The sequence below is a fragment of the Flavobacterium bernardetii genome (genome assembly GCF_011305415.1).
GTDB lineage: Bacteria > Bacteroidota > Bacteroidia > Flavobacteriales > Flavobacteriaceae > Flavobacterium > Flavobacterium bernardetii.
Window position 1 is genome coordinate 505,271 of the sequence record NZ_JAANOQ010000001.1, and the last position, 15,922, is coordinate 521,192.

Sequence of the window (15,922 nt, forward strand, 5' to 3'; positions counted from 1 at the left end):
ATGAAAGTTGCAATAACAGGCATGGGAATTATTTCTTCAATTGGTACTACGGTTGAAGAAAATTTTCATTCATTAGTTTCTTTAAAAACAGGTCTCTCAACAATTTCAAATTTTGAAACCATTCATAAAGATGTGATTAGAGTAGGAGAAATTAAACAAACCAATGAGCAATTAGCCGAGCAACTTAATTTACCCAGTGATAATAATTTTTCACGAACTGCATTATTAGGCGCAATAGCAGCAAAACAAGCTGTGAAAGATGCAAACATTACGAATATTAATGAATGTAAATCAGGATTGATTTCAGCAACTAGCGTTGGCGGAATGGACATGACTGAAAAATATTTTTACGATTATTTCGAAAACGAAGCTTGCCAAAAATATATCACTAGTCATGATATTGGCGATAATTCTCAAAAAATCGCCAATTGCATTGGATTAAAAGGATTAGTTACTACGATTAGTACGGCTTGTTCTTCTGCGGCAAATGCTATTATGCTTGGCGCGAGATTAATTGAATCTGGCGAATTAGATAGAGTAGTTGTAGGTGGAACAGATGCTTTGGCAAAGTTCACTATCAACGGATTCAAAACGTTAATGATTTTATCTGATGAATACAACGCTCCATTTGATAACAATAGAAAAGGTCTGAATTTAGGTGAAGCAGCTGCTTTCTTAGTTTTAGAATCCGATGCTATTGTAAAAAAACACAATAAAAAAGTATTGGCTTATGTTGCTGGATTCGGAAATGCGAATGATGCTTTTCATCAAACTGCTTCTTCTGAAAACGGTGATGGTGCTTTTTTAGCAATGAATAAAGCTTTCAAAATGGCTAAAATTCCACCAAGCGAAATTGACTACATCAACGCGCATGGAACGGCCACTCCAAATAACGATTTATCTGAAGGAAGAGCCATTATCAGAATATTTGGCGACAATGTTCCCGATTTTAGTTCTACCAAACCTTTTACTGGTCATACATTAGCTGCTGCAGCTGGTATTGAAGCAGTTTATAGTATTTTGGCACTTCAAAATAATATAGTATATCCAAATTTGAATTTTAAAACAAATATGGAAGAATTCAACTTAACACCACAATTGACGCTTAAAGAAAAAGAAATTAATCATGTGCTGTCCAATTCTTTCGGATTTGGAGGTAATTGTTCCACTTTAATATTTTCAAAAAACTAATGAAAAAGTGCTACATTAATGGTATGGGATGTGTCTCTGCTCAAGATACTTATGAAACTTCTTTCTTAGAATCGGTTGCAGTTAATACTACTGAAAATATTCTTTATGCGATTCAACCATCGTATAAAGAATTAATTCCGCCAGCCGCAGCCAGAAGAATGGCAAAAGGTGTGAAGATGGGTTTAGCGGCTTCTACAAAAGCTTTAAAAGAAGCTAATATTGAAGTTCCTGATGCAATCATTACAGGAACTGGAATGGGTTGTATTGAAGATTCTGAAAAATTCTTAAAGGCTTTATTAGATAATAATGAAGAGTATTTAACGCCAACCAATTTTATACAATCTACACATAATACCGTTGGTGGACAAATTGCGATAGGATTAGGTTGTAAAGGATATAATTTTACGTATGTTAATGGTGCAATTTCTTTTGAATCAGCCTTGTTAGATGCGAAAATGCAATTGGAAAATGAGGAAGAAAACTCAATTTTAGTTGGTGCAGCAGATGAAACTTCTTCTCATACAATGGAGTTATTCAAACTGGTCAATATTATTAAAAAAGAAAGTGATCAACCGTATTCAGTTTTAGATTCTAATTCAATTGGTGTTGTTCATAGTGAAGGTGCGACTTTCGTAGCATTAGAAAATGTTCAAAAAGAGAGTTCTTATGCTATTTTAGAAGCTTTACAAATTCAAAATGAATTAAATATTGAAGAAGTAAAAAACTTTGTTACTGCTTTTTTAAATAAGAATAATCTAAAAACAGAAGATATTGACGCTGTCGTTTTTGGAAACAATGGTGATGTAAATTTTGATACTTATTACTCAGAAGCTAGTTCATTATTCCAACAAACACCACAAATTTATTATAAACATTTAAGTGGCGAATATAATACGGCTTCTGCATTTGGTTTTTGGGTAGCCGCTTCTATCATTAAAAGTCAAGTTATTCCAGCAAGTGTAAAAATGAACACTTTTGAAAAAACTACTTTTTCAAAAGTTTTACTATATAATCAATACCAAGGAAAAGACCAAAGTTTAGTGCTTTTATCAAAATGTTAAGACATACATATTCTGTTTTTATATTTTTCATACTGCTAGCCTTTTTGTTTTTTACTAAGGCTAGTGTTCTTTTATATGTTTTGTTGATTGTAGCTTTTTTAGCGATTACATCTTGGGGTGCATTTGATATTAGACTGAATTATTTTTCAACTAATATTTGTCGAAGCAACAATAAAAAAGATAAAGAAATAGCCATTACATTTGATGATGGTCCACACGAAAAAACGATTGAAATTTTAGATTTATTATCGAAATATAATGCAAAAGCTACTTTTTTTTGCATCGGAAAACAAATTGAAAAATATCCAAAAACTGTTGAAAGAATAATTGCTGAAGGTCATAATATTGGCAATCATTCGTACTCTCATTCCAATTGGAATGGTTTTTTTTCTACTAAAAAAATTGCCTCTGAAATAGAACACACTAAAGAATTGATTGCACAACTTGTACATAAAAAAACGAGAATTTACAGGCCGCCATTCGGAGTTACAAATCCGAATATTTCAAGAGCAATTTCTAGAACAAATCAAGTTGTAATAGGTTGGAATGTACGTTCTTTAGATACGGTTATTGAAAGTGAAGTTTTAATTTTTGAAAGAATCAAAAAGAGAATAAAACCTGGAAGTATTATTTTATTACACGATACTTCTGCAAAAACAGTATGGGTTTTGGAACAGTTATTGCTATTTTTGCAGTCTGAAGGTTATAAAACAAAAACCATCGAGGAATTATTAGACATACAAGCCTATGAAATCACTAACAATAATCAGTTTGTGCAAGCAAACATCAATAAATAAAAAAGTGATAACATATATGACCTATAAAAAAAATCATACATATATGAAAACTAAACTTTTATTGTTGATCATTTTAATTTGTAGCTTTAAAATAAGCACGCAAGAAATCAAAATGTCAGCTCAAGAAATAGCTAAATTTAAGGAAACAGTTGAAAGTCAGTCTAAAACTATTAAAACTATAAAAACTGATTTTGTACAAATTAAGCACATGGACTTTTTAACAAAAGATATTGAAAGTTCTGGAAAACTTAATTTTAAAGCGCCAAATATGTTAAGTTGGCAGTATACTAAGCCTTATCAATACAGTATTATTTTTAAAAATAATAAAGTGTATATCAACGATCAAGGGAAAAAAAGTACAGTTGATGCCAAAAGTAAAATTTTCGAAAAAATTAATAAACTTATTGTTGGAAGTGTAAGTGGAAATATGTTTGACGATAAAGAATTTACTATATCATATTTTAAAAATAAACAGCATTATATTGCCAAATTAATTCCTAAAACAGCTGCGATTAAAAAGATGATCAAACAAATTGATTTATATTTTCCATTAAAAGAAAATACTGTTTCTGAAGTAAAATTAATTGAATCATCTGGAGATTACACAAAAATCACATTCAAAAATAAATTACTAAATGCAAAAATTGATGATGCGGTATTTACTAATTAGTACTTTCTTTTGTTTATTTTTATCTTGTAAGTCGTATCAAATTCCTGATGCTGTTGAAACGGAGAATTCTACGTCAGTTGTTCAAAATCAATATTTTTCTGATGAGGCATTAGATTATGTATATAAAACGCACATTGAAATTTATGGGAATGATATGAGTGGTATTTTTATTGTAAAACGCATAAACGATAGTTTACACAGAATGGTTTTAACAACAGATTTCGGAAATAAACTATTAGATTTCGAAATTTCAGAAAACAGTTTTAAAGTAAATTATGTTTTTGATAAACTCGATAAAAAGATAATTATCAATACACTTAGAGATGATTTTAGTACCTTATTACAAGTGAACAATAGTGTATTAAAAAAGTACAACAGAAATAACGAAAGTATATATCAAACTGAAAATAATCACTATTATTATTTTGATTTGATTTCAAATAATTTAAGCAAGATAATTAAAACTAATAAAAGAAAGGAGAAGGTTATTTTTACATTTAACTCAAAAAAAACTACTTTTGCAGAAAATATCACGATTCAACATCATAACATCAAACTAAAAATAGAATTAAATCAAATAATTAATTAAACAATAAAAATGAAAAAAGCGCTTTATTTATTCGCAATTATTTTAGGAGGTATTACAATTAGTAATGCTCAAGTTACTTTTAAACCTGGTATTAGAGCCGGAGTAAATTTTTCGAGATTAACTCAGAATGATGATTTAAATGAAAAATATTCAACAATAACAGATTTTTATATTGCAGGTTTTGGTGAACTAAAACTTTCTAAATTTTATGCTTTACAGCCTGAAATTGGGTATTCAAGAGAAGGTTCTAAAAAGGAATATGTTTCTGTTACTTATAATCCATATGATAATTCAAATGTAACACAAAACCAAACAGCTGAGTTTAAAGTTCAGTACTTAACTTTAAATTTAATGAATAAATTTTTCATAAAGAAAGCATATCTTCAAGTTGGTCCATCTTTAGATATTAATGTTTCTCCAGAGAAAAAAGTTTCGGATAACAATTATTCATATAATCCATATAACTACAACTATTATGCAAATTATAATGATTATTCAGCTATTGATGTTGGTTTTGTAGGCGGGTTTGGAATTGACTTTACTAAAAATTTCGGTGTTGAAGCCAGAATTAAAAAAGGTATGGTTGATGTTTATGATGGTCAAGACGCTATTACTTACCAAGTAGGAGTTACTGCAAAATTTTAATATTTACAATTTTATTAAAAAAAAGTCAACAAATTGTTGACTTTTTTTTATGTTTAGTTTTATTTTAACTTTCATAAATGTATTTTTGTACCAAATAAAAAAAACTTATGCTTTTAAAAGATTTTTATACCCTTGATATTATTGAAAATACGGACGTAAATAAATATAGTGCAGCCATTACTTTGAATAAAGATCACGCCATTTTTAAAGGACATTTCCCTGGGAATCCTGTGACACCAGGAGTTTGTATGATGCAAATCATTAAAGAAATAACGGAAAGTATTTTAAGCACAAGTTTAACAATGGTAAGTACAACTAATGTTAAATTTATGGCTTTAATCAATCCCGAAGTAAATGCAAAATTAACTTTAGATTTAGAAATATCTGAAAATGAAGCCTCTGAAATAAAAGTTAAAAATACTACAAGTTTTGAAGAAACTGTAGCATTAAAATTATCTAATACATACAAAAGAACAACTTCTTGAAAATATTTTTTTCAATACTATTTGCTATAACTTTATCTGTTTTTCAGAGTTATAACTTAACAGACATTAGAAAAATGTATGTAGAATCTTCAGATTCTAAAGTGAACGCAACTAAGTTTTATGATTTTATGAATAAATATTCAAAAAATGATGAAACTTTATTAGCCTATAAAGGCGCTTCAATCGCTTTAAAATCAAAACATACTTCAGGATTAAAACAAAAAAAAGAAGGATTTATTAAAGGTGTTTCAATTTTAGAAGGCGTAATAAAAGCCAATCCTAATAATGTTGAAGCCCGCTTAATCCGATTGAGTATTCAAGAAAACACACCTAAACTATTAAAATATAAAGAAAATATTGAAGCTGATAAAAAACAAATCTTACTTTTGTTTAACAAACAATCAGCTGATTTAAAGGAATATATAAAGAAATATGTAAATCAATCTTTAGGATTTACAAAAGCTGAAAAACAACAATTAAATAAATAGAATGCTTTCAAATTCTACTATTTCTGAAACATTAAATCTAAAAAAAGTTTGTGTTATTGTTCCAACTTACAATAATCATAAAACTTTGAATAGGGTTATTGATGGTGTATTGCAATATACCACTAATGTTATTGTTGTTAATGACGGTTCAACCGATAGTACAGCTGAAATAATAAATTCTTATACTTCGATTGAATCTATTCACCTTCCGAAAAATAAAGGAAAAGGAAATGCACTACAAGTTGGTTTCAAAAAAGCCATTGAAAAAGGGTTTCATTATGCGATTACAATCGATTCTGATGGACAACATTTTCCTGATGATATTCCTGTTTTCTTAGAAGAATTAGCTAAAAACGAAAGCAATATTTTGCTAATCGGTAGCCGAAATATGAACCAAGAAGGTGTGCCTAAAAAAAGTAGTTTTGGGAATAAATTTTCTAACTTTTGGTTTTGGTTTGAAACTGGAATTAAATTAGAAGACACACAATCTGGATACAGATTATATCCATTATTACAGCTTCCAAAAACATATTTTACAAATAAATTTGAATTTGAAATTGAAGTCATTGTTCGTGCGGCTTGGAAAGGAACAGAAGTGAAAAACATTCCAGTTAAAATTCTTTACGATCCTGAAGAACGTGTAACTCATTTCAGACCTTTTAAAGATTTTACAAGAATTAGTATTCTGAATACGATTTTAGTTATTATCACGCTTTTATATATCAAACCAAGAGATTTTTTTAGAAATTTCAAAAAAAAAAAAATAAAGCAATTCATAAAAGAAGAAATTCTACAGAGTAACGATTCTAATTTAATTAAATCTTTATCAATTGCTTTGGGAGTTTTTATTGGAATTGCTCCATTTTGGGGATTTCAAACCGTTTTAGTGTTGTTTTTAGCCGTTTTATTCAGATGGAATAAAATATTAGCTTTTACTTTTTCAAACATTAGCATTCCACCAATGATTCCATTTATAATTTTTGGTTCATTGCAAGTTGGTTCATATTTCGTAAAAGATGAAGTGAATTTTTCCGATTATCAAAATTTAACTTTTGAAGCCATAAAAAGTCATACATCTCAATATGTTATTGGAAGTTTTATTTTAGCTACAATCGCCGCTTTTACTTTCGGAATAGCTAGTTTTTTCTTACTTTCGCTTCTGCATAAAACTAAAAAATAACTCCCAAAATGCATAATTTTTTTATTAAGGTTCATTATTTTGTTCAGAAAAATAAGTTGCTGTCTTTAGCGATTGCATTTTTGTATCTAATTGTATTTGGTTTTTTTGCATCAAAAATTAGATTCGAAGAAGATATTACTAGAATAATTCCGAAAAATGAAAATGCGAATATTGCCACAAAAGTGATTAAGCAATTAAACTTTTCAGATAAAATTACGGTTATCATCGAGAAAGATAAAAATGGAACCGTTGATGATTTAACCGAAACGGCAACCAACTTTATTGATAGCTTAAAATCGTGTGAACCATATATTAAAAATATTCAAGGGAAAGTTGACGATGAAAATATTCAGCAAACTTTTGATTTCGTTTACCAAAATTTACCTTACTTTTTAGATGAAAAGGATTATGCTACTTTAGATAAGAAACTAACTAATGATAGCATTTCTCAGCAAGTTGAAAACAATTACAAAACCTTAATTTCACCAACAGGAATCATTGCCAAAGATTTTATTGTAAATGATCCACTAGGAATTTCATTCATTGCTTTGAAAAAATTACAACAATTAAGTATTGGTGACGATTTTATTTTAAAAGACGGATTCATAATCACAAAAGATGAATCGACACTTTTATTGTTTATCAATCCTAAATTAAGTGGAAGTGAAACAGAAAAAAACACTCTTTTTGTTGATGAACTAAATAAAATCAAATCTAAATTTAATACTGTAAATAAAGGAAAAGTTTCTTTAGAATATTTTGGTTCTTCTTTAATTGCGGTGGCTAATGCTAAGCAAATTAAAACCGATATTATTACTACGATTTTAGTTTCATTAGGAACATTAATGTTGATTCTAATTGTGTTTTATCGTAAAATATTAATTCCAGTGATTATTTTTATTCCAACCATTTTTGGAGTAGTGACAGCCATTGCTTGTTTGTATTTTTTACGACAAACTATTTCAGCAATTTCTTTAAGTGTTGGTGCGGTTTTATTGGGAGTTACAATTGATTATTCCTTACACATACTCACGCATTACAAACATCATAACGATTTAAAAACCGTTTATAAAGATATTACAATGCCATTAATTATGAGTAGTACCACTACGGCATTGGCGTTTTTATGTTTACTTTTTGTGAATTCAGAAGCGTTAAAAGATTTAGGGATTTTTGCTGCCATTAGTGTTATTGTGTCAGCGTTTTTCTCGCTATTAATTATTCCACATTTATACAAACCAAAAGACAGTTTATTGCCTCCAAAAGAGAATATTCTAGATAAAGTTGCTGGATTTTCTTTTGAAAACAATAAAGTTTTAATTGGAATTACTTGTATCATAATTGTTGTTTCTTTTTTTACTTTCGGAAAAGTTACGTTCAATAATAATTTATCGGAATTAAATTTTATTCCAGATGATATTAAAAAAACGGAGGAAAAATTAGAGAAAAGAACCAATCTAACTTCAAAATCAATCTATTTAGCGGCTTACGGAAATTCAATTGAAGAAGCCATTCAAAATAACAGCAAACTATTTGATAGACTTTCACTGGAGAAATCGGATAAAAAAATAATTAATTTTAGTTCAATTGGCGGAATCGTATTATCGAAAGAAGCACAACAAGAAAAATTAAAATTGTGGGATACTTTTTGGAGTTCAAATAGAAAGCAATTTGTTCAGAATGCACTAATTTCTCATGGAAATGCAATTGGTTTTAAACCAGAAATGCACCAAGGATTTTACGACTTATTAAACCAAGAATTTGAGATATTAAGTTTTAACGATTATAAAAAATTAAACGTACTATTTTTAGATGAATTCGTAGCTTCTAAAAATGGATTTTATACAATTACATCAGTTGCAAAAGTTTCGAATACACAACGGGATAAATTTGTAAAATCAATCGATAGTCAATCTAGTGTTTTAGCCATCGACAGACAGCAAATGAACGAAACGTTTTTAGGGAAACTTCGTGACGATTTTAATTCATTAGTCAACTATTCTTTTCTTGCCGTTATTTTAATTCTTTTCGTATTCTTCAGAAGAATAGAATTAGTTATCGTTAGTACAATTCCAATCGTGTTAACAGGTATTGTAACAGCAGGAATTATGTGGTTTTTTAATATTCAATTGAATATTTTTAGCACCATAGTTTGTACTTTAATTTTTGGTCATGGTGTCGATTTTAGTATTTTCATGACTAGTGCTTTACAAAAAGAACACACTACTGGTAAAAACGAAATGCCAACCTATAGAACTTCTATAATCTTAGCAGCTTTAACCACTATTTTAGCTATTGGAGCTTTAGTTTTTGCCAAACATCCAGCTTTAAGATCTATTTCATCCGTTTCATTAATTGGAGTATTTGCTGCCTTATTAATTACATTTATTTTTTATCCGTTATTGTTTAGAATTTGCTTCATTAATCGAGTGAAAAAAGGAAAATCACCTATTACATTACGATTGCTAGTTCATTCTACTTTATCGTTTTTATACTATGGTTTAGGCGGTTTGTTTTTCTCTTTGTTAGGAAAAGTGATATTGTTTTTAATTCCTGCCAAAAAGGAAAAAAAGATGCTGTGGTTTAGAAGTATTATTTCAAATTTCATGAAATCTGTTCTATATTCAAATCCATTCGTAAAGAAAAAAATAGTTAATACTCATAAGGAAGATTTTAGCAAACCCGCAGTTATTATTTCCAATCACACCTCGTTTTTAGACATTTTAGCTGTAGGTATGATTACACCAAAAATGATTTATTTAGTGAATGATTGGGTGTATAATTCGCCTATTTTTGGTAGAATTGTGAAGATTGCAGGTTATTATCCAGCTTCTCAAGGTATCGAAGGAAGTGTAGAACATTTACGCGATAAAATTGAAAAAGGATATTCTTTAATGGTATTTCCTGAAGGAACCAGAGCAAATACGAATGAAATTAATAGGTTTTATAAAGGTGCTTTTTATTTAGCAGAGCATTTTAATATAGATGTCTTACCTGTTTATATTCATGGAAATTCTGAAGCTTTACCAAAAGGCGAACACATTATTTATGATGAAAAAATTACTGTTGTTATTGATAAAAGAATAAAAGCGGATGACAAATCGTTTGGTGATAATTATTCGCAACGAACAAAATCAATCAATAAATATTTCAGATCTGAATTTGATAAATTAAGAGTTGAATTAGAAGACGAAAACTACTTTAAAGACAAATTGTTTTTAAGTTTTTTATATAAAGAAAGAGAAATTGTTTCGGAAGTAAAATCAGACTTTTTAGCGAATAAAAGCAATTATTTCAAACTAAATTCTTGTATCAATCCATCGGCGAAGTTGTTCCATATCGCTTCAGATTTCGGACAAATGGATGTTCTTTTGAATATGCAACAATCGAAAAGAAAAATAACTTCTTTCATCGAAGATCTAGAAAAAAGAGCTATTGCTAATTCTAATTATTTGGTTAATAAATATGGTATCACTTATGTGGAAAATCTTCAAGATTTCAATGTTAAAAACGATACGTTATTAATTTCAAATGCCAATTTAAATTTTGATTTAGTTTCAAATTATATAAGCCATTTTCAACAAGTAATTTTGTTCAATAGTTCTAATTTATTGCATAAATTTGAGCAGGCAAACTTTGAAGTCATTTCAAATGAAGACAAAATTATTGTTTTAAAAAATAAGATAAGTGAAAGATAAATACGACATAGTAATTGTAGGAAGTGGATTAGGTGGTTTAGTTTCGTCTATTATCTTAGCAAAAGAAGGTTACAAAGTTTGTGTCCTAGAAAAAAACAATCAATTTGGTGGAAACTTGCAAACTTTTGTGAGAGATAAAACCATTTTCGATACCGGAATTCATTATATCGGTGGCTTATCTGAAGGTCAGAATTTATACAAATACTTCAAGTATTTAGGTATAATGGATGAACTTAGATTAAAAAAAATGGACGAAGATGCTTTTGACATCATTTCTTTTGAAAGTGAAGGTGAAGAATATCCACATGCACAAGGTTATGAAAATTTCATTAAACAATTAGTTAAAAGTTTTCCTGATGAAGAAGCAGCACTAGAAAGATATTGCAAATTAGTTGTTGATGTTTGTGATACTTTTCCTTTATATAATTTGAACGCTGAAGGGAAATACCAAAGCGAAATATTGTCATATAATGCTAAAGAATGTATTGACGGAATAACTCAAAATGAAAAATTAAGAGCCGTTTTAGCAGGAACTAATTTTCTATACGCAGGAATTGCTGAAAAATCTCCTTTTTATGTTCATGCTTTGTCTGTTAACTCCTATATTCAAAGTTCTTGGCGTTGTGTTAATGGTGGAAGTCAAATTACCAAACAATTAATTAAGCAGCTTAAAAAATACGGTGGTGAGATTTATAAATACAAAGATGTTGCTAATTTTGAAGTGGAAGACAACAAAATTGTATCTGTAATAACAAAAGAAAATGAAGTTGTTAAAGCAGATATGTTTATCTCTAATATTGATCCAAAAGCAACCTTAAAAATGGTTGGCTTATCTCATTTTAGAAAATCGTATTATGAAAGAATCGATAAATTAGAAAGTGTAATCTCTGCATTCAGTTTATATATTGTTTTTAAACCGAATACATTCAAATATTTAAATTGCAATTATTATCATTTTAAAAGTGCTGATAACGTTTGGACAGCTTACGAATATGACGATACTTCTTGGCCAAAAGCCTATATGGCTTCGATGAATTTTTCTGGAAAGAATGAAGATTGGGCAGAAGGAATGACATTTATCACTTACATGAAATATGATGATGTTAAAGAATGGGAAGAAACCTTCAATACAACTGCAGAAAAAAGTGATAGAGGTTTAAGTTACGAAGAATTTAAAACTCAAAAAACAGAGAAGTTTTTAAGGGAAATTGAAGTTAAGTTTCCAAACATTAGAGATTGTATCAAATCGATTCATACGTCAACACCACTTTCTTACAGAGATTATATCGGTGGAAATAGCGGCAATATGTACGGTTATGTGAAAGATTGCAACAACCCAATGCTAACTTTCATCGCACCAAAAACAAAATTAGATAACTTGTATCTTACTGGACAAAGTATTAATATGCATGGTGTTTTAGGTGTAACTATTGGTGCAGTTCTAACTTGTTCAGAGATTGTAGGTAAAGAGTATTTAGTGGATAAAATAAATCAGGAATCTAAATAAATGTTATGAAGAATAGAATATTTTTCTTTTTTTATTCATCTGTCGTTTTTTTGTTGCTTGTTTCCTGTGGAATTTCAAAATCATTAAAACATCAGCCAATAACGGCTAGTTATAACCAAACTATTCCGAAAATAGATAAAAAAGCTGATACATTATTTGTGTCTGGAAAGAATTCTTTACTTAAAAATAAACACCAACTTTGGGAGTTATATGTAGAAGGTGATCCGTTACAAGTGGGTTTAATTTCTGGTGCTTTAACAGATTCTTTACTGAAAAAACAAGAAACCATTTTCTTTTCTAAAATTAAAGATTTAGTGCCTTCAGAATCCAAACAAAAGTTGTTACGTTTCTTCTTAAAATGGTATAATCGAAAATTATATCTAAACATTCCTGAAGAATATAAAACAGAAGTTTATGGCTATTCAAGATATTCTTCTAAACAGTATGATGCTATTGCACCAGCTTATTTAAGAAGTTTATATTTACATGGCGCACACGATATTGGTCATGCACTACAAGATTTAGCTTTAGTTGGTTGTTCTTCTTTCGCAGCTTGGGATACAAAGTCAGAAGATGGAAATTTAATTTTAGGAAGAAATTTTGATTTCTATGCTGGTGACGATTTTGCAAAAGATAAAGTAATTGCATTTATCAAACCAACTGAAGGAAATCCGTTTATGATTTACACTTGGGCAGGAATGATTGGAGCGGTTTCAGGAATGAATACAAAGGGATTAACCATAACTATAAATGCTGGAAAATCTAAAATTCCTTTAATTGCGAAAACACCAATTTCAATTTTAGCACGAGAAATTTTGCAATATGCTACAAATATTGAAGAAGCTATTGCCATAGCTAAAAAGCGAAAAGTTTTTGTTTCCGAATCTATAATGGTTGGAAGTGCTGTTGATAATAAAGCTATTTTAATTGAAGTTTCGCCCAATAATTTTGGCGTTTTTGAAGTAGAGAATAGTAATAAAATCATTTGTGCGAATCATTTTCAAAGTGAAGAACTTAAAAATGATAAACGAAATTTGAAACAAATTAGTGATAGCCATTCTAAATATCGATTTGATAAAATGACGGAATTGTTTGAAGCCAATCCGAAAATAAATCCAATTATTGCTGCAGATATTTTAAGAAATACAAAAGGATTAAACGATAAAGAAATTGGTTTTGGAAATGAAAAAGCACTAAATCAATTATTAGCGCATCATGGAATTATCTTTAAACCTAAAGAATTATTGGTTTGGGTTTCGGCCAATCCGTATCAATTAGGGGAATTTGTTTGCTACGATTTAAATCAAATATTTAATCAGCAAAATAACAAAGAAGAGATTTTTTCGTTTGAACGCGCCGATTTATCCATTGCTAAAGATCCTTTTTTAAACACGGATGATTATAAAAAATACGAGCAATATAGAGTTGAAGATCGTAAAATAGATGAAGCCATAAATGAAAAGAAAGTTTTACCTTTATCTCAAATAAATGACTACCAATCTTTAAATCCACATTTTTGGTTGGTATATTACAAAGCAGGTTTATACTTTTACAACAATAAAAATTTCACAGCTGCTTCAGCGCAATTTGAAAAAGCATTATTGTGTGAAATTACAACAGCAACAAGTAAATTGCAGGTTGAAAAATTAATAAAAAAATCAAAAAAGAAGTTGAAATGATACCACATATTGAAAAACAATCATTAGTTGAAATTAAAGCATTTCAAGAATTGAAATTACAAGAAGTGTTGCAATATATGAATACGAATTCAGTGTATTATAAAAACTTATTTAAAGAACATAATATAGATGTTTCTAAAATAACTCGTTTGGAAGATTTACAAGGTATTCCAACTACAAATAAAGAAGAGTTACAAAAAAACAATGATGACTTTTTGTGTGTTCCAACGCATAAAATTATTGATTTTGCTACAACTTCTGGAACTTTAGGTGATCCAGTAACTTTCGGTTTAACCGATAACGATTTAGATAGATTAGCTTATAATGAAGCTATTTCATTCGATTGTGCTGGAATAAAAGAAGGTGATATTGTGCAACTAATGACCACAATGGACCGAAGATTTATGGCTGGTTTAGCTTATTTTTTAGGACTTAGAAAAATGAAAGTTGGCGTAATTCGAGTAGGAGCAGGTATTCCTGAATTACAATGGGATTCCATTTTAAAGTATAAACCAACGTATTTAATTACAGTTCCATCATTTTTGTTGAAACTTATTGAATACGCCGATTCACACGGAATTGATTATAATAATTTAGGAATTAAAGGTGCGATTTGCATCGGAGAATCATTGCGTAACCAGGATTTTACAAATTCAATATTAGCAGATAAAATCGCAAGTAAGTGGAACATAAAATTGTTTTCAACTTATGCTTCTACAGAAATGAGTACTGCTTTTACAGAATGTGAACACGGAGTTGGTGGTCATCATCATCCAGAATTAATTATTGTGGAAGTTTTAGATGATGAAAATAAACCAGTTAAAGAAGGAGAAAGTGGCGAACTGACAATTACTACAATTGGAGTAGAAGCGATGCCTTTAATTCGTTTTAAAACGGGTGATATTGTCAAATTACATACTGATACTTGTGCTTGTGGTAGAAACACACTTCGAGTTGGACCTGTTGAGGGTAGAAAGCAGCAAATGATTAAATATAAAGGAACAACTTTGTATCCGCCAGCAATGAATGAAGTTTTAAACGATTTTGACTTGATTGAAAATTACTTAATTGAAATTTACACGAACGATTTAGGTACAGATGAAATTGTAGTTAAAATTGTTGTTTCTAATCCGTCAGAAGGCTTTTTGAATGAAGTTAAAGATCATTTTAGAGCAAAATTACGTGTGACACCTAAGATTGAATTTGTTACTAAAGAAGTTTTAAATCCAATTGTATTTAATCCAATGAACAGAAAACCAACCCGTTTTATAGATTCAAGAAAATAATTATTTATTGAATTACATAAGTTAAAACGTAGTTTTCAATTTCTTCTAATTGTACGGTATAACTTGTGATTATATCATTAATAGTCACATTCACAACACACGAACTTTCATTCAATTGAAAATTTTGAATTAAAATATTGTCTTTAAAACTCACATCGTTTTCTGGAATTAATTTGAATATAGCTTCTTTAATTGCCCAGCCAAACGTAGTAAGTGACATTTCGTCATTTTTACTTCCTTTAAAGTTAAGAATGAAATCTTCATTAAAAAGTAAACCAACATTTTTTAAGATTTTTTCATTTTTTAATTCGATGTCAATCCCAACAGGATTATCACTAATAATGACACAAGCAAATTCATTAGAATGAGAAATAGAGATGTGTTTGTTATCTTTTAAAAAAGGTTTTCCAAAGGAATCATAAAATAAATCAACATCTGAATAATTGATACTTTTTAAAAGTTGTCGAACTGCCAAAAATCCTTTTATGTGTTTTGAAGATTTCATCTTCTCTAATCGATTTAAAGAAGTTTCATTTAAAAAAAGATTCTCTTTTAAATCGGAAATTTCCTCATCAATTTTCCACAAATAAATGGTTGTGTCTTTAGGAAGTGAAATTTTTTTATGAAAAGGCATTTTTGTTTATAA

14 protein-coding genes are annotated in these 15,922 nt (G+C 29.0%); 13 read left to right on the plus strand and 1 reads right to left on the minus strand.

Annotated features, from left to right (window positions below; all coding sequences use genetic code 11):
* The 13 genes from G6N05_RS02335 (at window position 1) to G6N05_RS02395 (ending at window position 15,276) form a co-directional block, all read left to right on the plus strand.
* Window positions 1-1,191 (plus strand): beta-ketoacyl-[acyl-carrier-protein] synthase family protein, encoded by a 1,191-nt coding sequence (locus tag G6N05_RS02335; protein ID WP_166124952.1) that lies wholly within the window; start codon window positions 1-3, stop codon window positions 1,189-1,191.
* Entirely contained in the window at window positions 1,191-2,252 is a 1,062-nt protein-coding gene (locus G6N05_RS02340; RefSeq protein WP_166124953.1) for a beta-ketoacyl synthase N-terminal-like domain-containing protein, read from the plus strand. Before G6N05_RS02335 ends, G6N05_RS02340 begins: the two co-directional genes overlap by 1 nt.
* Complete coding sequence (locus G6N05_RS02345; RefSeq protein WP_166124954.1) at window positions 2,246-3,049, plus strand: polysaccharide deacetylase family protein; 804 nt, start codon at window positions 2,246-2,248, stop codon at window positions 3,047-3,049. The genes G6N05_RS02340 and G6N05_RS02345 overlap by 7 nt, the downstream gene beginning before the upstream one ends.
* 43 nt (window positions 3,050-3,092) lie before the next feature.
* Window positions 3,093-3,719: an outer membrane lipoprotein carrier protein LolA gene (locus tag G6N05_RS02350; RefSeq protein WP_166124955.1), complete on the plus strand. Its 627-nt coding sequence runs from the start codon at window positions 3,093-3,095 to the stop codon at window positions 3,717-3,719.
* Window positions 3,685-4,308 carry a hypothetical protein gene (locus G6N05_RS02355; RefSeq protein WP_166124956.1) on the plus strand — a complete coding sequence of 208 codons (624 nt, stop codon included), beginning with the start codon at window positions 3,685-3,687 and terminating at the stop codon, window positions 4,306-4,308. Before G6N05_RS02350 ends, G6N05_RS02355 begins: the two co-directional genes overlap by 35 nt.
* Before the next feature lie 9 nt (window positions 4,309-4,317).
* Window positions 4,318-4,953, plus strand: a complete 636-nt coding sequence (locus tag G6N05_RS02360; RefSeq protein ID WP_166124957.1) for a porin family protein — start codon at window positions 4,318-4,320, stop codon at window positions 4,951-4,953.
* A 107-nt stretch (window positions 4,954-5,060) separates the two neighbouring features.
* Complete coding sequence (locus G6N05_RS02365) at window positions 5,061-5,438, plus strand: 3-hydroxyacyl-ACP dehydratase (protein WP_166124958.1); 378 nt, start codon at window positions 5,061-5,063, stop codon at window positions 5,436-5,438.
* A complete protein-coding gene (locus G6N05_RS02370) occupies window positions 5,435-5,926 on the plus strand; it encodes a hypothetical protein (RefSeq protein ID WP_166124959.1) in 492 nt (163 codons plus the stop codon). The genes G6N05_RS02365 and G6N05_RS02370 overlap by 4 nt, the downstream gene beginning before the upstream one ends.
* Window position 5,927: 1 nt before the next feature.
* Window positions 5,928-7,106: a DUF2062 domain-containing protein gene (locus G6N05_RS02375; protein ID WP_166124960.1), complete on the plus strand. Its 1,179-nt coding sequence runs from the start codon at window positions 5,928-5,930 to the stop codon at window positions 7,104-7,106.
* 8 nt (window positions 7,107-7,114) lie between these two features.
* Entirely contained in the window at window positions 7,115-10,804 is a 3,690-nt protein-coding gene (locus G6N05_RS02380; protein ID WP_166124961.1) for an MMPL family transporter, read from the plus strand.
* Entirely contained in the window at window positions 10,794-12,311 is a 1,518-nt protein-coding gene (locus G6N05_RS02385; RefSeq protein WP_166124962.1) for a phytoene desaturase family protein, read from the plus strand. Before G6N05_RS02380 ends, G6N05_RS02385 begins: the two co-directional genes overlap by 11 nt.
* A 5-nt stretch (window positions 12,312-12,316) precedes the next feature.
* Window positions 12,317-13,990 (plus strand): C45 family autoproteolytic acyltransferase/hydolase, encoded by a 1,674-nt coding sequence (locus G6N05_RS02390; protein ID WP_166124963.1) that lies wholly within the window; start codon window positions 12,317-12,319, stop codon window positions 13,988-13,990.
* The gene (locus G6N05_RS02395) at window positions 13,987-15,276 is read left to right on the plus strand and encodes a phenylacetate--CoA ligase family protein (RefSeq protein WP_166124964.1); all 1,290 of its coding nucleotides are present in this window, start codon (window positions 13,987-13,989) and stop codon (window positions 15,274-15,276) included. The genes G6N05_RS02390 and G6N05_RS02395 overlap by 4 nt, the downstream gene beginning before the upstream one ends.
* A 4-nt stretch (window positions 15,277-15,280) precedes the next feature.
* Here G6N05_RS02395 and G6N05_RS02400 read toward each other — a convergent pair whose 3' ends face one another.
* The gene (locus G6N05_RS02400; protein WP_166124965.1) at window positions 15,281-15,910 is read right to left on the minus strand and encodes a 4'-phosphopantetheinyl transferase family protein; all 630 of its coding nucleotides are present in this window, start codon (window positions 15,908-15,910) and stop codon (window positions 15,281-15,283) included.
* Window positions 15,911-15,922 lie beyond the last annotated feature (12 nt).